Origin of the sequence: Actinomyces sp. oral taxon 171 str. F0337, from assembly GCF_005696555.1 — a bacterium.
Lineage (GTDB): Bacteria > Actinomycetota > Actinomycetes > Actinomycetales > Actinomycetaceae > Actinomyces > Actinomyces oris_E.
Genome location: NZ_CP040005.1, coordinates 2014645 through 2037051 on the forward strand (window position 1 = coordinate 2014645; position 22407 = coordinate 2037051).

At 69.0% G+C, this 22407-nt stretch carries 17 protein-coding genes; 3 read left to right on the plus strand and 14 right to left on the minus strand.

Annotation, left to right across the window (positions count from 1 at the left end; genetic code table 11):
* Positions 1-25: 25 nt before the first annotated feature.
* The 6 genes from FBF36_RS08830 to arc form a co-directional block, all read right to left on the minus strand.
* On the minus strand, positions 26-661 hold the full coding sequence (locus FBF36_RS08830) for an ECF transporter S component (protein WP_050792701.1): 636 nt from the start codon (positions 659-661) through the stop codon (positions 26-28).
* A 421-nt stretch (positions 662-1082) separates the two neighbouring features.
* Entirely contained in the window at positions 1083-2033 is a 951-nt protein-coding gene (locus FBF36_RS13675) for a proteasome accessory factor PafA2 family protein (protein WP_318655714.1), read from the minus strand.
* On the minus strand, positions 1994-2629 hold the full coding sequence (locus FBF36_RS13680) for a proteasome accessory factor PafA2 family protein (protein ID WP_263970018.1): 636 nt from the start codon (positions 2627-2629) through the stop codon (positions 1994-1996). The genes FBF36_RS13675 and FBF36_RS13680 overlap by 40 nt, the downstream gene beginning before the upstream one ends.
* Entirely contained in the window at positions 2626-2814 is a 189-nt protein-coding gene (locus tag FBF36_RS08840) for a ubiquitin-like protein Pup (protein ID WP_138137393.1), read from the minus strand. The genes FBF36_RS13680 and FBF36_RS08840 overlap by 4 nt, the downstream gene beginning before the upstream one ends.
* Positions 2811-4577, minus strand: a complete 1767-nt coding sequence (locus tag FBF36_RS08845; RefSeq protein WP_225792331.1) for a proteasome accessory factor PafA2 family protein — start codon at positions 4575-4577, stop codon at positions 2811-2813. The genes FBF36_RS08840 and FBF36_RS08845 overlap by 4 nt, the downstream gene beginning before the upstream one ends.
* A 14-nt stretch (positions 4578-4591) precedes the next feature.
* Entirely contained in the window at positions 4592-6238 is a 1647-nt protein-coding gene (gene arc / locus FBF36_RS08850; protein ID WP_009398753.1) for a proteasome ATPase, read from the minus strand.
* 193 nt (positions 6239-6431) lie between these two features.
* Here arc and valS point away from each other — a divergent pair, with 193 nt between their 5' ends.
* A complete protein-coding gene (gene valS, locus FBF36_RS08855; RefSeq protein ID WP_009398751.1) occupies positions 6432-9248 on the plus strand; it encodes a valine--tRNA ligase in 2817 nt (938 codons plus the stop codon).
* 71 nt (positions 9249-9319) lie between these two features.
* Here the strand turns inward: valS and FBF36_RS08860 are convergent, their stop codons facing one another.
* The 5 genes from FBF36_RS08860 to FBF36_RS08880 form a co-directional block, all read right to left on the minus strand.
* Positions 9320-10399: a LacI family DNA-binding transcriptional regulator gene (locus FBF36_RS08860; protein ID WP_009398749.1), complete on the minus strand. Its 1080-nt coding sequence runs from the start codon at positions 10397-10399 to the stop codon at positions 9320-9322.
* Complete coding sequence (locus FBF36_RS08865; RefSeq protein WP_034493653.1) at positions 10380-12158, minus strand: glycoside hydrolase family 13 protein; 1779 nt, start codon at positions 12156-12158, stop codon at positions 10380-10382. The genes FBF36_RS08860 and FBF36_RS08865 overlap by 20 nt, the downstream gene beginning before the upstream one ends.
* Positions 12159-12349: 191 nt before the next feature.
* On the minus strand, positions 12350-13213 hold the full coding sequence (locus tag FBF36_RS08870; protein ID WP_009398745.1) for a carbohydrate ABC transporter permease: 864 nt from the start codon (positions 13211-13213) through the stop codon (positions 12350-12352).
* Positions 13210-14247 carry a carbohydrate ABC transporter permease gene (locus tag FBF36_RS08875; RefSeq protein WP_009398743.1) on the minus strand — a complete coding sequence of 346 codons (1038 nt, stop codon included), beginning with the start codon at positions 14245-14247 and terminating at the stop codon, positions 13210-13212. The genes FBF36_RS08870 and FBF36_RS08875 overlap by 4 nt, the downstream gene beginning before the upstream one ends.
* Positions 14248-14328: 81 nt before the next feature.
* Positions 14329-15621, minus strand: a complete 1293-nt coding sequence (locus FBF36_RS08880; RefSeq protein WP_009398741.1) for an ABC transporter substrate-binding protein — start codon at positions 15619-15621, stop codon at positions 14329-14331.
* A gap of 374 nt (positions 15622-15995) precedes the next feature.
* On the opposite strand from FBF36_RS08880, the gene FBF36_RS08885 reads away from it, so the two are divergent.
* Entirely contained in the window at positions 15996-17825 is a 1830-nt protein-coding gene (locus FBF36_RS08885; protein ID WP_009398739.1) for an AMP-dependent synthetase/ligase, read from the plus strand.
* Positions 17826-17872: 47 nt separating this feature from the next.
* Positions 17873-19783: an AMP-dependent synthetase/ligase gene (locus FBF36_RS08890; protein WP_138137397.1), complete on the plus strand. Its 1911-nt coding sequence runs from the start codon at positions 17873-17875 to the stop codon at positions 19781-19783.
* A 56-nt stretch (positions 19784-19839) separates the two neighbouring features.
* On the opposite strand, the gene FBF36_RS08895 is transcribed toward FBF36_RS08890, so the two are convergent.
* The 3 genes from FBF36_RS08895 to FBF36_RS08905 all read right to left on the minus strand — a co-directional run bounded on the left by FBF36_RS08895 (position 19840) and on the right by FBF36_RS08905 (position 22406).
* The gene (locus tag FBF36_RS08895) at positions 19840-20166 is read right to left on the minus strand and encodes a chorismate mutase (protein ID WP_009398729.1); all 327 of its coding nucleotides are present in this window, start codon (positions 20164-20166) and stop codon (positions 19840-19842) included.
* Complete coding sequence (gene clpX, locus FBF36_RS08900) at positions 20163-21464, minus strand: ATP-dependent Clp protease ATP-binding subunit ClpX (protein ID WP_034493650.1); 1302 nt, start codon at positions 21462-21464, stop codon at positions 20163-20165. The genes FBF36_RS08895 and clpX overlap by 4 nt, the downstream gene beginning before the upstream one ends.
* A 267-nt stretch (positions 21465-21731) precedes the next feature.
* Positions 21732-22406 carry an ATP-dependent Clp protease proteolytic subunit gene (locus FBF36_RS08905; RefSeq protein WP_009398725.1) on the minus strand — a complete coding sequence of 225 codons (675 nt, stop codon included), beginning with the start codon at positions 22404-22406 and terminating at the stop codon, positions 21732-21734.
* Between the last annotated feature and the right edge of the window lies 1 nt (position 22407).

Genomic DNA, 22407 nt, shown 5'->3' on the forward strand with positions numbered 1-22407 from the left:
CTCAGCGAGCACGGCAGGCGCTGACTCAGGCACGGCCGGTCATGCGGTGATCGATGCCGACGCCGGCGCGGTTGAGCAATCGGGTCAGGACGATGGTGAGGCCGCCACCGACCAGGGCCGAGACCACGGCAATGACGACGCCGGCGCTCGCGAAGGCGACACCCGCCGAGGCGCTCATGACGGAGACGTACATGAGGCCGTTGAGCAGGCCGAAGGTCGCCGCTGAGATGAGGAAGGACCACCAGGTCCACTTCCGGTAGAGCATGAGGGCGAGGGGCACCTCGACGAATGCTCCACCAATGAGGTTACCGACAATGGCCGCGGGGCCGACAGGTGTGGTGAAGACACTCATGATCCCCATAAGAAGGGACGCGATCATCACGGCACCCGGGCGGCGCACGACGGTGGCGGGCAGCAGGAAGGGAACGAGCCACAGTCCCATGAGCGCGCAGCCCAGGAGCACTGCGTCTCGGGAGGCTCCCGCCGCGGGGGCCAGATAGTTCAGGGGTACCAGGAGGATCATGGAGACGACAGCCAGCGCGGCGATCATCATGAGGTTCCGAGTTCCCAGGGCGGAGTTGGCCAGGCCTGAGCGGGACGAGGTGTGAACCGAGGGATGTTCCTGCTCAGTGGCCGCCGGCGTGCGGTTGGTGGTGCTCATACTTTCTCCTTGCGTGTTCTCCCAGGTCACGGTGACCGCTCCGACGTCGTGCCGGAGCCCGGAGGGCGCGCCGTGACAGGCGCGCCTCCGTGGTGACCGCACATCTACTCCGCCACCAACCCTTTTGCAAATCATTATCATTATTGACTTGTCTAGAGAATTGCCCGACTCCGGCTGCGCAGCCGGCAGGCTGAATGGGTCACCCCTCAGGGATGCCCCCAAGAGTCGACTCATCCCGCCTCGCCAGCTTTGGTGAGGCACACCTAAGTGTCTACTCCTTCTCGGGGGATCCCGCAAGGGCCGGACAGGCACGGAGCAGTCACGGAGCAGTCACGGACTCCCCGGACCAACCGTTGAAAGGAGAGGAGAACCGGGTAGTCAACCGGCACTGAAGAGAGTCGCGGCGAGGCCCGCAGTAGCCTCAGCCCGGCGCGCCCAGGCCGCCGCGGCCCACGAGGTCGATGCGGTGCATCTCCTCGGGACGCAGGCATCGCACCCGCTGGGTCAGGGACTCGGCGGCATCGTGGACCGTCTCCAGGGGATCGGGCAGGTCCACGGGCGCGGTGGGCGGCGAGTCCAGGCGCAGGCTCTCCCAGGAGACGGAGAAGTCGGCGCCCACCTGCAGGCAGGCCGCCACGAAGGCTCCGCGCAGGGCGGCGCGCGTGGCCGGGGGGATCTGACGGGCGCGCTCGATCTCCTCCGGTTCGCACAGGTGCGCCATGGCCCCCTGGGCAGTCAGGCGCGGTACCAGCCCGGTCTCGGCGTTGAGGTCGTGGTAGGCCAGATCCACCCGCGAGCGCAGGGCCTCCAGGGCCTGGCCGGACAGCTGGGGGTGGCGCTCGCGCTGGGCGCGCATGAGGCGACGCTTGATGGCCCAGTCGATCTCGGTGTCGATAGCGCCGTCGTCGTGGCGACGCAGCGCGGAGATGACGCGTGGCGCCAGGTCGGTGAGCAGGTGATCGGCGCCGCGGAGGAAGTCCGGTACTCCGGCGTCGCCCAGGTAGGAGGTCATCCGCTCCAGGAAGGCCTCCTGGATGTCGACGGCGCTCAGGCGGCGGCCGTCGACGGTGATGGCGGGAACGTCTCCCCAGGGGCTCTCCCCCAGTGCGGACAGCGTGGCCAGCGGGTCGGCCAGGATGAGGTCGGTGAAGTCCCAGCCGGCCTCGAGGGCGTCCAGGAGCAGGAGGGTCACGGCGCTGCGCAGCCCCGTTGTCGGCTCGGCCATGGTGGTGTCGGCGCAGGTGACGTGCAGGCGGCGCAGGCGGGTGGCGTCGGCATGGGGCTCGTCGCGGGTGTTGACCAGGGCGCGCTGCCCGGTGGTGTCGGCCGAGGTCAGGGCCTGCAGGTGGGGGCGCGCGGCGACAGGCCCCAGGCAGCCTCCTCGTCCCCCGCACCGCGACTGTCCTCGCTCGGCCCCGCTGGGCCGCCTGCCAGCGAGCGCCCGGAGCCGACCAGGACTGGGCGCGTGGCCAGGAAGGAGGTGAGGACCGCCATGGTGGTATCAGTGCCGGCGCCGGCTGGGTGGTCGGTGGCGTCGAGCAGGCTGCGGGGTACGGAGTAGCTCTCGTGGCAGCCGTAGGTGTGGCCGGCGGAGTCGGTGTTGTTGGCCAGGAGGTGGAAGCGGACAGGGGCCCTCTCTTGGGCGAGGCCTGTGGCGGCCCGCTCCGCCATGGCGGCCAGGATCGCCCGCCCGGCCTGGTCCTGGGCGACGAGGTCGCGCACGCTCACGCACTCGGCGGTGGCGTACTCGGGGTGGGCCCCGATGTCGAGGTAGAGGCGCCCGCCGTTGGGCAGGAAGAGGTTGGTGCTGCGGTAGCCGACCGGCCGGTGACGGAAGATGAGCGCCGCCGCCCGCTCGACGTCCGGCAGGTCCGCCTTCACCGCTTCCGGCGTCCCGACGGGGGCGCACAGGACGCCGAACTCGGTCTCCAGGCCGGTGACGCGCGGCCCCGGGGCGATGGTGCTCACTGGCCGCCCTTCTGGACGAAGCCGCGCACGAACTCCTGGGCGTCAACGGCCAGGACGTCATCGATCATGTCCAGCACCGAGTCCAGGCCCTGGCCCCGGGCGGGACCGCCGGGGGCGGGTGTCGGGTCGTCGTCGGGGGCGGGGTCATCCTGACGGCTGCGGGACGGTTGGGCGAACTCACTCATGTCTGCTCTCCTGACAGGGTGGCGGATGTGGTCACTGCTTCGGTGGCCCGCACCGGGTCGCCGGGACGCTCGCCCGTGAGGCGCGCGAGGATCTCGACGACGTCGGCGGCGTCCTTGAGGGCCGGTGCCGTGGCGGCGCGGGTGAAGGACAGGGTGTCGGTCAGGGGCAGGCGACGCTGGGCCCTCTCACCGGTCTCCAGGACCATGGAGTGCCAACCGGCGGCGACCACCTGCCCGGGGAAGGCGCTCACGAGCCTACCTCGCAGCCAGGCCCGGGTCGTGGTGGGCGGCTCGGCGAGGGCCGCCTCCAACGCGTCATCACTGAGCCCACCGCGCGCGGCGACACCGGCGGGTACTCGCTCGGCCAGGCCCCTCCCGGCTGGGGAGAGCTCGGACCAGGCCAGGTCAACGGCGTGGAGGACGTCGTGTCCGCGGGTGCCGGGATGGCGACGGGCGGTGGCGTCCAGGAGCTGCTTCTTGGCGACCCACTCCAGGTGCCCGGCGGCTCCTTGCGACTCCACCGGCTCGTCGTGATCGGCGCACTGGGCCTGCAGCTCGCGCAGTGAGGCCAGCGAGGCCTCCCAGAAGGCGAGGATCGCACCGGTCTCGGCGCCGTCGGTGTCGGCGCCGTCGGCCAGCGCAGCCAGGTCCGGGCGCAGGGGGTCGCCTGTCGGCGCCGGAGCGGGGCGGCCGTGGTCCATCAGGTGGCTGCGCACCGTCTGAAGGTAGTGCTCCAGGATCTCCAGGGCGCTCAGGCGGCGGCCGTCGGCGAGCTCGAGCACTCCTTGAAGGCGGGTGTCGCGGGAGACGTCCCGGGCCTGGGCCACGGGGTCGGCCAGGCGCAGGCGGCGCCAGGAGGCGGGGACGCCGTCGGCCAGCACTTGGAGGACGAGGGCGGTCATACCGAGCTTGAGCCAGGCGATGGTGTCGAAGCAGTTGGCGTCGCCGGCCACGAGGTGGAGACGGCGCCAGCGCTGGGGGTCGGAGTGGGGCTCGTCGCGGGTGTTGACCAGGGGGCGGTCCACCGTGGTACCCAGCCCGACGATCCTCTCCAGGTAGTCGGCCCGCTGGCTGATCTGGAAGTCGGCACCCTGGCCGATGGCGCCGGTGCCGACCCGGCCGGAGCCCACCAGGAGCGGGCGGGCCACGAGCAGGGGGACCAGGGCCTGAACGAGGTCGTCGAAGTCGAGGGCGCGGGGCACGAGGTAGTTCTCGTGGGTGCCGTAGGTGGCGCCCTTGCCGTCGACGTTGTTCTTGAACAGTCGGGCCTTCACCCCGCGCCGGCGCAGCTGCTCGGCCCCGCTGGCCACCAGGAGGTCCCCCGCCCGGTCGGCCAGGACGGCCTGCGCGGCACCGGTGCACTCGGGGGTGGCGTACTCGGGGTGCCCGTGGTCCACGTAGAGACGCCCGCCGGTGCCCACGCAGGTGGCGGTACCGCGCTGCCAGGCCTCCTCCTGGGCGGTCAGGCGCACGACGGCGGTGGTGCGCACCCGCCCGGGGACGGGGGCCTCGACGGAGGCGGCTCCGGGAATGTCGGTGAGCATGGAGGGGTCGGCCGCTGAGTGGTCCACCTCGAAGCCGCGGGCGTCACGCAGGGGGTACTCGCCGGAGTAGTCCCAGCGCACGCCCCGGCTGCGCCCCGCCTGGCCCTCGGCCTCCAGGCAGGCGGCCACGACGTCCTCGGGCTCGGCCCCGAGGATGCCGTACTCGGTCTCCAGACCCATGACCGTGACCTCACGGCCGGGGACCCGCTGAGTGCTCACCGGCGCCACTGCTTTCACTCCTCCCGCTCGCGTTGAAGCACGCTCATGGAGACCACGGGTGTGCCGCGCCGCCCGCTGACGCGGGCCCAGTCATCGGGGTGGACGGTGGCGGGCAGGCCCTCGTTCTCCATGATCTCCTCAATGACGGCGCGGCGCAGGTGCTCCTGCGTCAGGCCGCGCCTGCCGTTGGTGACCAGGTCCTTGACGGCCGCCTTCTTGGCGCGGTCGACGATGTTGGCGAGCATGGCGCCACTGACGAGGTCAGCGACGTGGAGGATCTCGACCTGCCCGTCGGAGCGGGTGAGCTCGACCATCTCGGTGGCGCGGCGGCGGGTGTAGAGGGCCTCGATCACCTGCTCGATGAGAGCATCCACTGCCCCTTGCGCGCCGTCGTGAGCGGCCAGGAGCTCCTCGCTGATGGGGAGGTCCGGTGTCAGATAGGTCGCCAGGATCTCGGCGGCTCCGCGCCGGTCCGGCCGTCCGATGCGGATCTTGACGTCGAGGCGGCCCGGCCGCAGGATCGCCGGGTCGATCATGTCCTCGCGGTTGGTGGCGCCGATGACCACGACGTTGTCGAGCTCGTCGACGCCGTCGATCTCGGCGAGCATCTGCGGGACCACGGTGGTCTCCACGTCCGAGGACCTCCCGGACCCGCGGGTGCGGAACAGGGAGTCCATCTCGTCGAAGAAGACGACGACGGGCACCCCGGTGGCCGCCTTCTCCCGGGCGCGGGCGAAGATGACGCGGATGCGCCGCTCGGTCTCCCCCACGTACTTGTCCAGCAGCTGGGGGCCCTTGATGTTGAGGAAGTAGGCCTCGCCCCGCCCTCCCGTCCCCAGGGAGGCGGCGACGGCCTTGGCGATGAGGGTCTTGCCGCATCCGGGCGGCCCGTAGAGCAGCACCCCGCGCGGCGGGGTGAGCCGGTGCTCGCGGTAGAGGTCGGGGTGGAGGAAGGGCAGCTCGACGGCGTCGCGGATGAGCTCGATCTGCTCGCCCAGTCCTCCGATGTCACCGTATCCGACGTCGGGCACCTCCTCCAGGACGAGCTCCTCGACCTCGGAGCGCACCACGGGGCGCAGCGCCATGCGCACGGCCAGGTCGGCCACGAGGGCGTCGCCGACCCGGGGGCGGTGGTCGCTCAGGGTCGCCGAGAGGCTGAGGACCTGCTCCTCGTCGTGGCGGGCCAGGACCAGGACGGTGCCGTCGTCGTAGGTCTCCTTGACGGTGACGACCTCCCCGAATCGCGGCGAGGGGGTGGTGGCGGTGATGACGAGGTGCTCGTTGAGGACGACGTCGTCACCCGCGTGGAGGGAGGAGGACACGACGGCGGGCCCCACGCCCACCCGGTGGCGCCTCCCGGCGATGGAGACATCTGCGGTGCGCTCGGTGGCGTCCACGGCCAGGACGGTGGCGTGCGCCAGGGGCGGGAGCTGAAGGGCCTTGACGTCCTCGTGGAGGGCCGCCAGCTCCTGGCGCGCTGCCCTGAGGGCGTTGGCCAGGTGGGTGTTCTTGCGGCTGAGCACACCGGCGTGCTCGCTGAGCTCCCGCAGACGGTCGGTAGTGCCCGCACCGGCCTCCCCGCCGGCCTCTGACGGGTCCCGCGAGACGCCCGACATCGTTTGCGCCGCTGGGTCCTTGTGCTCCACCGGTCCCTCATCCATGGGCGTCCTCCTCGACTGCGGCCCGGGGCCTCTGCGGGTCCCCCTCGATCCGTATTGGTACAAGCGTACCAATCCGCGCCCGTTTCGTAACCCGGATCCTTGTCTATGAGGAGCGTGAAGCGGTGCCGACGCCCATCGACCTCACATCGGACCGTGTCGAGGGCCCAGGCCGGGCCGTGACAGAATCGACCCCATGTCTGAGACCCCCACGAGCCACGCCGCTCCCCCGTCATCGTCCAGCCGCCTGCTGCCCTCCGAGCCCCACAGCCCGCGAGTGCCGGCCAAGGTGTCGACCGACGGCCTGGAGACCACCTGGGGCGAGCGCTGGGAGTCCGAGGGGACCTACGCCTTCGACCGCAGCGCCGAGCGCGCCGAGGTCTTCTCCATCGACACCCCGCCGCCGACGGTCTCCGGCTCCCTGCACGTGGGGCACGTCTTCTCCTACACCCACACCGACACCGTGGCCCGCTTCCAGCGCATGCGCGGCAAGGCGGTGTTCTACCCCATGGGCTGGGACGACAACGGCCTGCCCACCGAGCGCCGCGTCCAGAACTACTTCGGGGTGCGCTGCGACCCCTCCCTGCCCTATGACCCGGACTTCACGCCCCCGCACACCGGCGGGGAGGGCAAGTCGATCAAGGCCCGCGACCAGGTGCCGGTCTCGCGTCGCAACTTCGTCGAGCTGTGCGAGCGCCTCACGGTGGAGGACGAGAAGCAGTTCGAGGCCCTGTGGCGCAGGCTCGGTCTGAGCGTGGACTGGTCGCACACCTACCAGACCATCGGCGAGCGGGCCCGCAAGGTCGCCCAGACCGCCTTCCTGCACAACCTCGAGCGCGGGGAGGCCTACCAGGCGGCGGCGCCGGGCCTGTGGGACGTCACCTTCCAGACGGCGGTGGCCCAGGCAGAGCTGGAGTCTCGCGAGTACCCCGGCTTCTACCACCGTCTGGCCTTCCACATCGTCGATGAGGAGGCCGCCGCCAAGGCCGAGGCCGCCGGTGCCCCGGTGGAGGGCGGCGTCGACGTGTGCATCGAGACCACCCGCCCCGAGCTGCTGCCCGCCTGCGTGGCCCTGGTGGCCCACCCCGACGACGAGCGCTACCAGCCCCTGTTCGGCACCACCGTGTCCTCCCCCGTCTTCGGCGTCGAGGTGCCGGTCCTGCCGCACCCGGCTGCGGAGAAGGACAAGGGCGCCGGGATCGCCATGTGCTGCACCTTCGGTGACACCACGGACATCGACTGGTGGCGCGACCTGCAGCTGCCGCTGCGCGCGATCCTGCGCAAGGACGGGCGCGTCGAGACCGAGACTCCCGAGTGGATCACCTCCGAGGCCGGCCGTGAGATGTACGAGGACATGGCCGGTAAGACCGCCTTCTCCGCCCGCGAGGCCCTCGTGGCCCGTCTGGCTCAGACAGGCGAGATGCGCGGCGAGCCCGTCAAGACGGTGCGTCAAACGAACTTCTTCGAGAAGGGCGACAAGCCCCTGGAGATCGTCACCTCCCGCCAGTGGTACATCCGCAACGGCGGTAAGGAGTGGACGAACCCGGCCTCCGGCACCGATCTGCGCGAGGAGCTGCTCGAGCGCGGCCGCCAGCTGGAGTTCCACCCCGACTTCATGCGCGTGCGCTACGAGAACTGGGTGCGCGGCCTCAACAACGACTGGCTGGTCTCGCGTCAGCGCTTCTTCGGCGTCCCCTTCCCGCTGTGGTACGAGGTCGACGCCGACGGCGAGGTCGACTACGACGCGATCCTGACGCCGGCCGAGTCCGAGCTTCCTGTGGACCCGTCCTCAGACGTCCCGGCCGGCTACACCGAGGACCAGCGCGGCGAGCCCGGCGGCTTCGTCGGCGAGCTCGACATCATGGACACCTGGGCCACCTCGTCCCTGTCGCCCCAGCTGGCCTCGGGCTGGCTGAGCGATGAGGACCTCTTCGGCCGGGTCTACCCGATGGACCTGCGCCCACAGGGTCAGGACATCATCCGCACCTGGCTGTTCACCTCGGTGGTGCGCGCGGACCTGGAGTTCGCGGCCCTGCCGTGGACGAACGCCGGCCTGTCGGGCTGGATCCTGGACTCCGACCACAAGAAGATGTCCAAGTCGAAGGGCAATGTCGTCACCCCCATGGGCCTGCTGGAGCAGTACGGCTCCGACGCCGTGCGCTACTGGGCAAGCTCGGCCCGCCTGGGCCTGGACGCGGCCTTCGAGGAGACCCAGATCAAGATCGGCCGTCGCCTGGCCATCAAGGTCCTCAACGCCTCCAAGTTCGCCCTGTCTATGGGGATCCCCTGGGACGCCGACGAGGCCACCGTGGCCGCGGCCCCCGCCCCCTGTCTGGATGCCTCGGTGGTCAGCGAGCCGATCGATCGCGCGGTCCTGGCGGCCCTGGCCGACGTCGTCGACGCCGCCACGGCGGCCTTCGAGGAGTTCGGCCACGCCCGGGCCCTGGAGGTCACCGAGTCCTTCTTCTGGACCTTCTGCGACGACTACATCGAGCTGGTCAAGGACCGGGCCAACGACTTCGACGGCTCTCACGACGCCGACGCCGTCCGCTCGGCGCGGGCGACGCTGGCGATCGCCGTAGACACCTTCGTGCGCCTGCTGGCCCCCTTCCTGCCCTTCGCCACCGAGGAGGTGTGGAGCTGGTACCGCAGCGGCTCGGTGCACCGGGCGGCCTGGCCGCAGTCCGGCGGTCTGCGGGAGGCCTCCGCCGGGGCCGACGCAGAGCTCGTCGCTCGCGCGGGAGTCGCCCTGGCGGCGCTGCGCAAGGTGAAGTCGGAGGCCAAGACGAGCCAGAAGACTCCGATCCTCTCGGTGGCGCTGGCCGTTGCTGTCGACCGGCCCGAGTACGCAGAGGCCGTCGAGGCGGTGCGTGCAGACCTGACGGAGGCCGCCAAGGTGACCGGCCCCTTCACCGTGGAGCAGGTCGCCCCGACAGCCGACTCGGCTGAAGGCGCTTCCCCGGTGGCCGTGACCGCCGCCGAGCTCGGCGAGGCCCCGGCCAAGAAGAAGTGAGCCGCGAGTACCCGGTCCTGTGACGAACGGTGGTGCCGCCACCTCTTCGGGGCGGCGCCACCGTCGTCGTTCTAGACCCTGCCGGGCATGTTCACGCCTTCGGTTCTCTGCCGAAGAGGCTGCCCCGTATCCATGCCATCAGCTCGGCGGCGCGCCGTTGAGCCGCGGTCGGTGAGCACGGCGGGCATGAGCCTAAGGTGCTGGGCCGGGTCCGGTTCTCCCCGAAGGCGGGCCAGCAGGAGCGAGCCAGCCTCAGCCCCCATGGCCTCACGGTCCACACTGAGCTCGCTGAAGGCCTCCCCCTGGCGGCCGCTGTCCTGGGTGATCCCGAGGGTGAGCACGGACAGGTCCGCAGGGACGGACAGCCCGTGGGCCTGCGCCGCGCAGGACAGTCCCACCACAGCGGCGGGATTGTTGGACAGGACGGCACTGCACCCCTCGATGAGGCCGTCGGCTCCCACGATGCCGGCGCCGGCCAGCGCCGCCTCCGGCACCTGGCGCACCAGGACATCCACTCCCAGATCATCCGCTGCGCGCAGGAGCTCATGGGCCTGGTCCTGGCGGGCGTGAGCGTCGTCGTCGGTGGTCTCCCGCATGAGCGCGACGATGCGACGGTGCCCGAGACCGGCCAGGTGCTCCACGCCGGCGTGCGCCATCTGAGCGAAGTCCGTGTCAATGCCCGGCGCTCCGCCGGCTCGATCGGAGGAACCGATAAGGACGGTGGTGATCTTCTCCTCCAGAAGCATCGCCTCGCGCTCATCGCCGTCGGCCAGGTCCATGAGAACCACCCCACCCAGGGCGCCGGAGCGCACGAGCGAGCGCAGCTCGATCAACGGCGTGGAGGAGGTCATGACCGGGATGACGACCTGGATTCCGCTGGGAGCCAGAGCCCGGCGCACACCATCGACGTAGTCGAGGTCATTGGCGTCGATGGTGGAGCGCTGGCGCCGGAACAGGACCCCCACGGTGCGCAGCACCGGCGAAGCCAGTGAGCGGGCGGCGGTGTTGGGGTGGTAATCGAGCTCGCGCACGGCCCGCATGACCCGCTGCCGGGTACTCGAACGCGTCGAGCGCTGACCGGTCAGGACGTAGGTGACGGTCGAGGGCGATACACCCGCCGCCCGAGCTACGTCAGCGCGGGTCGCCGCCATCGGTTTCTCCAGCGGACGTATCCAGCCAGCAGGCACCGTTGGGCGGTACGACGAAGGCATCCGCTGCGTCCGTCGCATCCACTGAATCCGCCCCGTCCGGGTCAGTCCGGCGCCAGGAGGCGATGAGGGGCTTGCCACATCCCTCGATCACCACCGGGTGCTCAGTAGTGTTGAGGACGATCCCGGTGGTGCCGTTGCGCAGAAGCAGGACCCCGGGCTCACTGTCCAGCCACTCCACTGACCCGCGCCCGAGTCGGAGCTCGCGGCGCAGGGCGATGGCCCGCCGGTACAGAGCGAGGGTGGAGTCCTCGCGCTCCTCCTGGACCTGGGGCGAGTACTCGCCCCAGCCCTCGGGTTGGGGCAGCCAGGTACGGCCGGTGGCGTTGTAGCCGTAGGAGGCCCCGTCTCGAGTCCAGGGCAGGGGGACCCGACAGCCGTCGCGCCCCGGTACGAGGTGGTTGGTGCGCTCCCACAGAGGGTCCTGTCGGGCCTCGTCCTCCATGGTGGTGTGCTCGGGCAGCCCCAGCTCCTCGCCCTGGTAGAGGTAGGCGCTGCCGGGCAGCCCCAGCATGAACAGGGTGGCGGCGCGCGCCCGGGCCAGGCCGAGCGCGGTGTCGGGCTGGGGATCCTTGGGGCCGATCCCGGGATCGGTGTCCATGTCGGCGGGGTAGGCCAGGCGGGAGGCGTGGCGCACGACGTCGTGGTTGGACAGCACCCAGGTGGAAGGGGCTCCGACGGCGCCGTACTCGCTCAGGGAGACGTCGATGACGCGGCGCAGCCCGTCGGCGTCCCATCCTGTGGTCAGGAAGGGGAAGTTGAAGGCCTGGCTCATCTCGTCGGCGCGCACGTAGAGGGCGGCGTCGGCCTCCGTGGGCACCCAGGCCTCGGCGACCAGGAGGATGTCCGTGCCGACCTCGTCCAGGACACGGCGCCACTCGCGGTAGATGTCGTGGACCCCGGGCTGGTTGAAGGCCGGCCCGACGTCGGGCAGCTTCTCTCGGGCCGTGTCCCCGTCCCGGGAGTCGGCGACGTTCCACCGGTCCGGGCCAAGGTCGTCGTCGGGCAGTCCCTCGGCCTTGACCAGGCCGTGCGCGACGTCCACACGGAACCCGTCGATACCGCGCTCCACCCAGAAGCGCAGGAAGGCGCGGAAGTGCTCGTGGACGTCCTCGTTGGACCAGTTGAAGTCGGGTTGCTCGGCTGCGAACAGGTGGAGGTAGCACCAGCCCCGGTCCTCGCTGCGGCCGGTGAGCGGCTCCACCGGCTGCCAGGCCGGCCCGCCGAAGAGGGAGCCCCAGTTGTTCGGGGGGCCGTCATCGCTGTGGCGGAAGATGTAGCGGTCACGTTCGGGGGACCCCGGGCCCGCATCCAGGGCGGCGCGGAACCAGGCGTGCTGGTCGGAGGAGTGGTTGGGGACCAGGTCGATGATGACGCGGATGCCGGCCTCGTGGAGGTCGGCGACGAGCGCGTCGAGGTCCTTCAGGGACCCGTACTCGGGGGCCAGGTCGAAGTAGTCGGAGACGTCGTAGCCGGCATCCACCTGGGGCGAGGGGTAGAAGGGCGAGAGCCACACGGCGTCCACCCCGAGTGCGGCCAGGTGGTCGACGTGCTCCCTGATTCCCTGGATATCGCCGATGCCGTCGCCGTTGGCGTCGGCGAAGGAGCGGGGGTAGATCTGGTAGATGACGGCATCGCGCCACCAGGCGTCGGTGTCGGTGCGCGGCAGGAGGCCCTGCGGACGAGCGCTGGTCGAGGTCATGAACAGGTCCTGGTCGGGCCGCGGCACTGCGGCCAGTTGAATGAAGACGAGGGATGGTGAAGAGGGAGGTCGGGGGCGACCAGTGTAGTCCTGAACGTTCTCTGTGGGGGCGGCGTGGTGCTGCCGCCCCCACAGAGACGCGTTGGTCATGGGCCAGCTCTCCAGTGAGCCGGGCTCGGGCTGCGCCGGCTCTACTGCTTGAGGCCTCCTGCGGCCAGTCCGGCCACGATCCGACGCTGGAAGAGCAGCACCATGATGACCAACGGCAGCGTCATGATGACTCCGGCCGCCATCTGTGAGCCGAAGGGCGTGTTGAACTGAGAGTCCCCGGTGAACTTCGACAGCAGCACCGTGGCCGGCTGCATGGAGGGGTTGATGATCATTGTGACGGCCACGAGGAACTCGTTCCAGGCGCCGATGAAGATGATGATGGCGGTGGTGAAGATTCCCGGCGCGGCCAGCGGGAGGATCACCTTGCGGAAGGCCTGGCCGGGGGTGCATCCATCGACCATGGCGGACTGCTCGAGCTCCTGGGGCATCTGCCGGAAGAAGCTCGTCAGGTTCCACACAGCCAGCGGCAGCGAGAAGGACAGGTCCGGGACGATCATCGCCTGGTAGGTGTCCGTCCACCCCCAGGCGGCGAAGTTCTTCAGCAGCGGCACGATGATGGCCACGAGCGGGAACATCGAGGTGGCGATGATGAGGAGCATCAGCAGACCCTTGCCCCGGAAGTCGAGGCGCGCCAAGGCGTAGGCGGTGAAAGTCGCCACGGCCAGCGCCACGATCGTCACGATGATCGAGACGACCAGGGAGTTGATGAGGCCGTTGGCGAAGTCGTTCTTCTCGGAGAAGACCGCCTTGTAGTTCTCGAAGGAGGGGTGGCGGGGCCACCAGCTGTTCTCGAAGATCTCACTGTCGGGGCGCAGCGAGGAGACCAGCATCCAGTAGAAGGGCGCCAGGCAGTAGATGACGATGAGGACGATTCCGACGGTGGAGAAGAGGCTTCCCCAGTCCCTCTTGGTCTTGCGGACGGGTGCGGCGGTGGAGGTGCTCATGCCTGCTGGCTCCTTTCAGTAGCCGTCTGGGAGGCCGGGGTGGAGGAGCCGGAGCGCTTGAAGAAGGCACTGACCGGCAGCTTGCGCTCATTGCGCTTGCGTCGGGCCTCATCGTTACCACTGAGGTCGGTGTTGGTGATCTTCAAGAACGCGACGGCGAAGACGAAGACGTAGAGGAACAGGATGAGGGCGTAGGCCGCTGCGCTGCCGTAGCGGGAGTTGGAGCTCTCGTCCTGGACCAGCATGGAGAGGGTTTCCACACTGCCCTTCCTGGGACCGATGAGGATGTAGGGCAGGTCGAACATCCGCAGGGCGTCCAGTGCTCGGAAGACCACGGCCACGACGAGCGCGGGCTTGACCAGCGGCAGGGTGATGGAGGTGAAGCGCTTCCAGGCGCTGGCACCGTCGATCTTGGCGGCCTCGTAGACCTCATCGGGAATGAGCTGAAGCCCAGCCAGAGTGAGGAGCCCGATGTAGGGCGCCGTCTTCCACACGTCGGCGATGATGATGGCCATCTTGGCGCTCAGGTCCCCCGAGGCCCACATGACGTGCTGGCCCAGGATCGCGTTGGCCACACCGTTCTGGTTGAAGATCCAGCCCCACAGGATGGCGGAGACAGCGGTCGGGATCGCCCAGGGCACGAGGATGGAGGCGCGCACGATACCGCGCCCCTTCATCGCCTTGTGCATGATGAGAGCCATGGCCACACCCAGGATGGTCTCCAGGACCACGGTAACCACGCCGAAGAGGGTCGTGTTGTAGAAGGCCACCCAGAACCGTTCACCGGCGCTGGAGAAGATGTCGGTGTAGTTCTTCAGCCCCACGAAGGGCTCAGTGGTGGAGAAGAAGCCGTCGTCCTCCAAACGGGGCCGCCCGAAGAGCGACTGGTAGAGGGACTGCGCGATGGGGATGAGAATGACGATCGTCAGCACCAGTACCGTGGGCGAGATGAGCAGCCAGGCCAGACGGGCCTGGGCCTTGGAGCTCTTGGACTGGTGATTGACGACTTGCTCGGAGTGCGTCGTTGTACTCATGACTGTCCTTTGACCGTCCTTGTTGACATGACCGGTTTGTCTCAGGGGGCGCCGCCCGCGGCGGCGGCCGTTGCTGTGGCCTTACCCCTCCAGCTTCTTCAGGTCGTTGCTCAGGGCAGCGATGACGTCCTTGGCGGACCGGCTCCCCGGCTGCTGGATCGCGGGATAGATGTTGTCCTGGATCTTCGCGGTGACGTCGCCGTAGTAGACGGCCTGAGGACGGCTCTTGGCGTTCTCGAGGCTCTTCTTGAGGATCGGCAGGTAGGGGAACTCCTTGAGAAGCTCCGGATCCTCATAGAGGGATCCGAGGATCGGGGCGAGCGTCTGGGTCTTGAGCTGGTAGCGCTGGGACTCCTCGTTGATCCACCACTTGACGAACTTCAAGGCAGTTGCCTTGTTCTTGGAACCCTTGGTGATGGCGCAGTTGTGTCCACCCAGGGTCGGCACGAATGGCTTGCCGTCGATGCTCGGCAGGGCGGCGACGTCGAACTTGTCCGGCCCCAGGGACTCCTTGTTGTTGGCGTACTGGTAGGGCCACTGACGGTAGAACAGGAGGTCGCCCGCCTCGAAGGCGTTACGTCCGTCCTCCTCCTTCCACTCCAGGGACTCCTTGGGGATGTAGCCCTTGGCGAAGCCGTCGATGAGCCACTGCAGACCGGTGACCGACTCGGTGGAGTCAAGGATGACCTGGGCGTCGTCGTTATAGAAGCGACCGCCGGCGGTGTGGATGAACTCCGAGGCGCAGCAGGTCAGGCCCTCATACTTGGCGAACTGACCGCCGAACCCACCGATGTCCTTGTGCTCGGGCAGGGCCCGAACCTTGTCGATGGCGGCCTTGACCTCATCCCAGGTCTTGGGGACCGCCACACCGGCCTTCGCCAGGAAGTCCTTGCGGTAGAACATCACCGGCGCATCAGTGACGAAGGGAACCGCGAAGAGCTTGTCCTTGTACACGCCCGTCTTCCACACGGGTTCGAGGATGTCGTCGTTCTTGAGCTCGTCCTGAGGCAGCTCGACCACCCACCGGTTGGCGGCGAACTCGGAGACCCAGACGTTGTCCAGGGAGACGACGTCGTAGGCGTTGGAGTTGATTCTGGCGGCGTTGACGAGGGCGGTGCGCTGCTGGTCGGCCTCGGCGGAGAGCTCAATGAGCTTGACCTCCTCACCGGGGTTGGCCTTGTTCCACTCATCGATCCTGGCCTGCACCTTGCCGGCCGAGTTGTCCTTGCCCTGGACCCAGGTGATTGGTCCGGTGCCTTCAAAGGTGACGGGACCGTCGTCGTCTCCGCGAGAGGTGGAGCAGGCCCCGACGGAGGCCAGCGCCGCAGCCAGGGCCGAGCCCTGGATGAACTGACGACGGGGTAGGGGTGTCATGTGTGTTTCCTCCTTGAAACTGTTGCGGAGCCCACCGGCTCCGTTCCGGAAGGACCCACATTGTCGACGCGCGTCGACTTGGGCATGAGAGGCACGTTACACATCTGCAACCAGTCGGTCAATCCATTTCACATTCACCCCCTCGGATGTCTTGAGAGGAACCTCCGAACCGCAGGATCCCCGGCCGTCCCCCGCGCCCCGCGATCTCCACGAGACCGGCGTGCACCTCCTGTGAAAACCTCCACAGCGTCACCCTCCTTCTCTCACCTCAACGGTGCGCTGCCCGGACCACCGCCTGACACAATGAGGCCGTGAGCTCTCACCACTCCTCGCCCCAGGCCACCAGCACCAGGCCGCCGCGCTATCCCGGCCACATGGCCGGCGGGGTCTCCAGCACCGAGATCCCCTTCCAGCCTGAGGCGCACTGGTCGGTTCCGTGGCTGCTCGCCGACCGCATCGCCCGCAGCGGTGACCGGCCGCTCGTGGCCCGCAAGTCGTCCCTGTCCGGGGACTGGCAAGAGGTCTCGGCCCGAGCCTTCGGCGAGGAGGTGGCCCACGTGGCCGCAGGCCTCATCGGCATGGGGCTCGAGGCGGGCACCGCCGTCGGCATCATGGCGCACACCTCCTACGACTGGTTCCTCCTGGACATGGCCATCGCCCGCGCGGGTCTTATCTCGGTGCCCATCTACGAGACGAGCTCGGCTGAGCAGGTCGAGTGGATCGTCACCGACTCCGATGTGCGTCTGGTCATCACCGAGAGCGGCACGCTGGCCGAGCTCGTACGCGGCGCCGTCGCCGGTATCGAGCAGACGGTGAAGGTTCTGGCACTTGACTCCGACGCGATCACCACGATCGTCCAGGCGGGCTCGGGCGTCAGCCCCTCCCAGGTCGATCAGCGCTCCAACGCCCTCACGGTCGACGACGTCTACTCCATCATCTACACCTCCGGCACCACGGGCCGCCCCAAGGGCGTCGAGCTCACCCACCGCAACGCCGTCGGCATCCCCTACCACGGGGTGCGCTACCTTCCCGGCGTCCTGTGGGGCGGCAACGTACGCCTCCTGCTGTTCCTGCCGCTGGCCCACGTCTACGCCCGCTGCCTCCAGCTGCTGTCCCTGGCCGGCGAGGGCGTGCTGGGACACACCCCCGACGCCAAGACCCTCCTGCCCGACCTGCAGTCCTTCGCCCCCTCCTACATCCTGGCCGTCCCACGCGTGCTGGAGAAGATCTACAACGCCGCCGACGCCAAGGCCGGCAGCGGCGCCAAGCTCAAGCTGTTCCGTTGGGCGGCCAAGGTCGCCATCGCCCACTCCCGCGCACTGGACACCCCTCAGGGCCCCTCCCGCAGCCTCCGTCGGGCGCGCGCCGTGGCCGACCGTCTCGTCTTCCGCAAGATCCGGGGACTCATGGGGCCCAACGCCCGCTTCATCATCTCCGGCGGAGGGCCGCTGGGGCAGCGTCTGGGACACTTCTACCGTGGCCTGGGCCTGGTCGTCCTGGAGGGCTACGGCCTGACCGAGACCATCGGCCCGGTCAGCGTCAACACCGACTGGCTCAACAAGATCGGCACCGTCGGCCCGCCCGCCTGCGGCAACGAGATCCGCATCGGTGAGGATGACGAGATCCAGGTCCGCGGCCTGGGTGTCTTCTCCGCGTATCACAACAACTCCGAGGCCACTGCCGAGGCCTTCACCGCCGACGGCTGGTTCCGTACCGGCGATATCGGCGCCCTCGATGACGACGGCTACCTGCGCATCACTGGACGCAAGAAGGAGCTCATCGTCACCGCCGGTGGCAAGAACGTCGCCCCCACCCAGCTCGAGGACCGTCTGCGCGGCCACCCGCTCATCAGCCAGGTGCTCGTCATCGGGGACGGGGAGCCCTTCATCTCCGCACTCATCACGCTGGACAAGGAGATGCTCCCCCAGTGGCTGCGCAACCACGGGCTGGCGGCCATGGACGTCGTCGAGGCCTCCTCCCACCCGCAGGTGCTCGCAGCCCTGGACCGGGCCGTGGCGCGTACGAACCGCGCGGTCTCCCGGGCCGAGTCGATCCGTACCTTCCGGGTGCTGGCCACCGACTTCACCGAGGCCAACGGACTGCTCACCCCGTCATTGAAGGTCAAGCGCGGCCCGGTCATGGAGGCCCACGCCGACGTCATCGCGGACATCTACAGCTCCACGCGCAAAGGACCGCGGGAGTAAACGGGAGCAAGCCTCACTACTGGCCTCAGGCGGGCATACTTGCCACCATGACCGACGCCTCCGCCCCTCCGGCCGACTCCGGCCCCTCCGCCTCGCCCCGAGAGCACACCACCGAGCTCCTGGTCCCGGTTCACAAGGGCATGACGACGCCCTGGGCGCTGGCCGAGCGCGTGCGCCGCAGCCCCGACGGCGGGCTCATCGCCCGCAAGTCCCCCTTGGGCCGGCGCTGGCGGGAGATGAGCGCCAGCGCCTTCCGCGCCCAGGTGCGTGAAGTGGCTGCGGGCCTGGTGGCCCGAGGTCTTCAGCCCGGAGACGCCGTCGGCATCATGTCGCACACGTCGTACGAGTGGACGCTTCTGGACTTCGCCGCCTGGGAGGCGGGCCTGGTCGTGGTCCCCGTCTATGAGACCTCCTCTGCCGAGCAGGCCCGGTGGATCCTCACCGACGCCGGTGTGAAGCTCATCGTCGTGGAGAACGAGGCCATGGCCTCCATGGTCGGTGCGCTGACCTCCACCGTGCCCGAGCTGGCGAGCCTGCAGGTGCTGTGCGTCGAGCGCGAGGACGTCCTGGGGCTCATCAAGGCGGGTCGGGGCGTGGACGCCGGCGAGCTCGACCGGCGCACCGCCGCCCTGACCTCGCAGTCCCTGGCAACGATCGTCTACACCTCCGGCACGACGGGCCGTCCCAAGGGCGTCGAGCTCAGCCACGGCAACCTCGTGCACCTGTGCGTCAACGTCTGCCCGCACGTGCCCGAGGTCCTGGGTGGGGCCGAGGTCCGTTTCCTGCTGTTCCTGCCGCTGGCCCACGTACTCGGCCGCTTCGTGGAGATCGCGGTCGTCTGCTCGCGCTCGGGCGTGCTGGGGCACGTCCCCGACGTGCGTAATCTCGTCAACGACCTGGGCTCCTTCCGCCCCACGGCGGTCCTGGCCGTGCCCCGGGTCTTCGAGAAGATCTACAACGCCGCAGACGCCAAGGCGACCGGCGCCAAGCAGAAGGTCTTCCGTCTGGCGGCCAAGACCGCGATCGCGTACTCGCGGGCCCTGGATACCCCACAGGGCCCGTCGCGCCGGCTCAAGGCTCAGCGCGCCGCCTTCGACAAGCTCGTCTTCTCCACCCTGCGCTCGGTCCTGGGCGGGCAGGTCACGCACGTGATCTCCGGGGGCGGGCCTCTGGGCGAGCGTCTGGGACACTTCTACCGCGGCGCTGGGGTCACCGTCCTGGAGGGCTACGGCCTGACCGAGACCATGGGGCCGTGCAGCGTCAATCTGCCGGACGCCACCCGGATCGGGACCGTCGGCACCCCGCTTCCCGGCTGCGCGATTCGTCTGGACGACGACGGGGAGATCCTGGTTCGGGGCATTGGCACCTTCACGGGCTACCACAACAACCCCGAGGCCACGGCGGAGGCCTTCACCGCCGACGGCTGGCTGCGCACCGGGGACATCGGCTCCTTCGAAGGCGCTGAGGGCTTCCTTCGGATCACCGGGCGCAAGAAGGAGCTCATCGTCACCGCCGGTGGCAAGAACGTCGCCCCAGCCCCTCTGGAGGACCGTCTGCGCGGCCACCCGCTGGTCAGTCAGGTTCTCGTTGTCGGTGAGAACCGCCCCTGCATCGGCGCGCTTCTCACTCTGGATGCGGAGATGCTGCCGCTGTGGCTGTCCTCCCATGGCCTGGAGGAGATGACCGTCGTCGACGCCGCCCGGGATCCGCGGGTGCGCGCCGCCCTGGAGCGGGCGGTGGCCAGGACCAATGAGGCGGTCTCGCGGGCGGAGTCGATCCGCACCTTCGAGGTGCTGCCCACGGACTTCACGGTGGCCAACGGCCTGCTGACCCCCTCGCTCAAGGTGCGCCGCGCTGAGGCGGAGGAACGCTTCTCAGCTGAGATCGAGGCTCTCTACACGCGCACGCCACTCGTACCCAGCGCCACCGCCTCGCCGTCGCAGGACGGAGAAGGGTGAACAGCAGGGGCGGAGCACCGCTGGTACTGCGCGGAGCCGCCTCCTGACTCCTGCGACTACGACTGCTTGACGCGCTCGGCCTCGTGGTCGTCGCGGATCTCCTCGTGGTGCTGGATGACCTCGGCGACGATGAAGGTGAAGAACTTCTCGGCGAAGATCGGGTCCAGACCGGACTCCTCAGCCAGGGCCCGCAGACGTGCCACCTGCTGCCGCTCGCGCCCGGGGTCGGCCGGCGGCAGGTCCAGTCGGGCTTTGAGCAGGCCCACCTGCTGGGTGCAGCGGAAGCGTTCGGCCAGGAGATGGACGAGGGCGGCGTCGAGGTTGTCGATGGTGTCTCGGTAGACGGCCAGCTGCGGGGGAATCCCGGCCTGCCCCTCGCTCATGCGGTCCGGCTCCGCTCCCCCACCTTGTGAGTCGAGCGCAGCGTGCCCGATCCGGACTGGTAGCTGGGCCTTCCGGTGCCCCTGACGGAGTCGGCGTCGACGACGACGCGCCCGACCTCAGGCAGGGAGGGGACCTCGAACATGGCCTGCCCCAAGACCTCCTCGACGATGGAGGTCAGCCCCCGGGCACCCGTCTTGCGCTCCAGGGCGAGGGAGGCCACCGCCTCAATGGCCGCATCGGTCAGCTCAAGCTCGACGCCGTCGAGGCTGAAGAGGTACTGGTACTGCGAGACCAGAGCGTTCTTGGGCTCGGTCATGACGCGCACGAGCTCACGCACCCCCAGGTCCTGGACTGTGGCGATGACGGGCAGACGGCCGATGAACTCGGGAATCAGGCCGAACTTGTGAAGGTCCTCGGGGCGCACCGGTGCGGTGAAGACGTCCTGCGAGCCCGTGCCGCTGGTCAGCTGCGCCCCGAAGCCCACCATCTGGGCGCCGGACTCCTTGCGCTGACGCTGGCGCACGATCTCCTCGATGCCGGCGAAGGCACCGGCGGCGATGAAGAGAATATTGGTGGTGTCGATCTCCAGGAACTCCTGGTGCGGGTGCTTGCGCCCGCCGCCGGGAGGCACGGATGCCGTTGTTCCCTCGATGATCTTGAGCAGTGCCTGCTGCACGCCCTCACCCGAGACGTCACGGGTGATCGAGGGGTTCTCCGCCTTGCGACCGATCTTGTCGATCTCGTCGATGTAGATGATGCCCTTCTCTGCGCGCTTGACATCACCGTCAGCGGCCTGGATGAGCTTGAGGAGGATGTTCTCCACGTCCTCGCCGACGTACCCCGCCTCGGTCAGAGCCGTGGCGTCGACGATGGCGAAGGGAACGTCGAGGAGCCGCGCCAGGGTTCGGGCCAGGTGAGTCTTACCGGTTCCGGTGGGCCCCAGCAGGAGGATGTTGGACTTGCCCAGCTCCAGGCCGTCGCCCTCGGCCACGGAACGCTCCTTGACCTGGACGCGCTTGTAGTGGTTGTAGACCGCCACGCTCATGGCGCGCTTAGCGGCCTCCTGGCCGATGACGTACTGGTTGAGGAAGTCGAAGATCTCCTGGGGCTTGGGCAGCTCGAGAGGCACGCCGGCGCCGGAGTCGCCCAGCTCCTCATCGACGATCTCGTTGCACAGCTCGATGCACTCATCACAGATGTAGACACCGGGCCCGGCGATGAGCTTCTTGACCTGCTTCTGGCTCTTGCCGCAGAAGGAGCACTTCAGCAGATCCACACTCTCAGCGTTACGTGCCACGGTTTCCTCCAGGTTCGTCATCGGCCCCCGCGCCCGGGCGGCCCTGCGTCAGCCTACGGGCTGAGGCGGCGGGTGCGCCGAGGACATGGCGGCGTGTCCAGTCCGCAATATGCCACGTTGGGCACGATGCTGCCAGCGTTTGCGAGTTTTATTTCCACCGGTTGCACGTGCGGTGCTCCCTCCAGTCACAGAAGGAGCACCGCACACAGCGTCAACACAGCATCAATTGTTCGGTCAGTACAACGCCAGTCCCTACAACGCCAGTCCTCAGGAGGAGTGCGGAGAGGCCGGGGTCTTGCGGGAGGTGAGCACCTGGTCCACGATGCCGTACTCCTTGGCGGCTGCGGCCGTGAGGATCTTGTCGCGCTCGAGATCGGCGTGGATCTTCTCGCGGTCCTGACCGGTGTGCGCGGCCAGGGTGTCCTCCAGCCAGGAGCGCATGCGGTCCATCTCGTTGGCGACGATCTCGATATCGCTGGCCTGCCCCTGCATCCCCTCCATTGCGGGCTGGTGGATGAGGACGCGCGCATTGGGCAGGGCCAGGCGCTTGCCCTCGCTGCCGGCGGCCAGGAGCACCGCGGCGGCGGAGGCCGCCTGCCCCAGGCAGACGGTCTGCACCTGCGGCTTGATGTACTGCATGGTGTCGTAGATGGCCGTCAGCGCCGTGAAGGACCCGCCGGGGCTGTTGATGTACATGGTGATGAGGCCGTCGGGGTCCTGGGACTCCAGGACCAGGAGCTGGGCCATGATGTCGTCGGCCGAGGCGTCGTCGACCTGGACCCCCATGAAGACGATGCGGTCCTCGAAGAGCTTGGCGTAGGGATCCTGACGCTTGAAGCCGTAGGCGGTGCGCTCCTCGAACTGGGGCAGCACGTAGCGGGCCTGCGGCAAGGTACCGGCCTGGCGGGCGATGGCCTCGAAGTAGGGACGGGTCGAGGACATG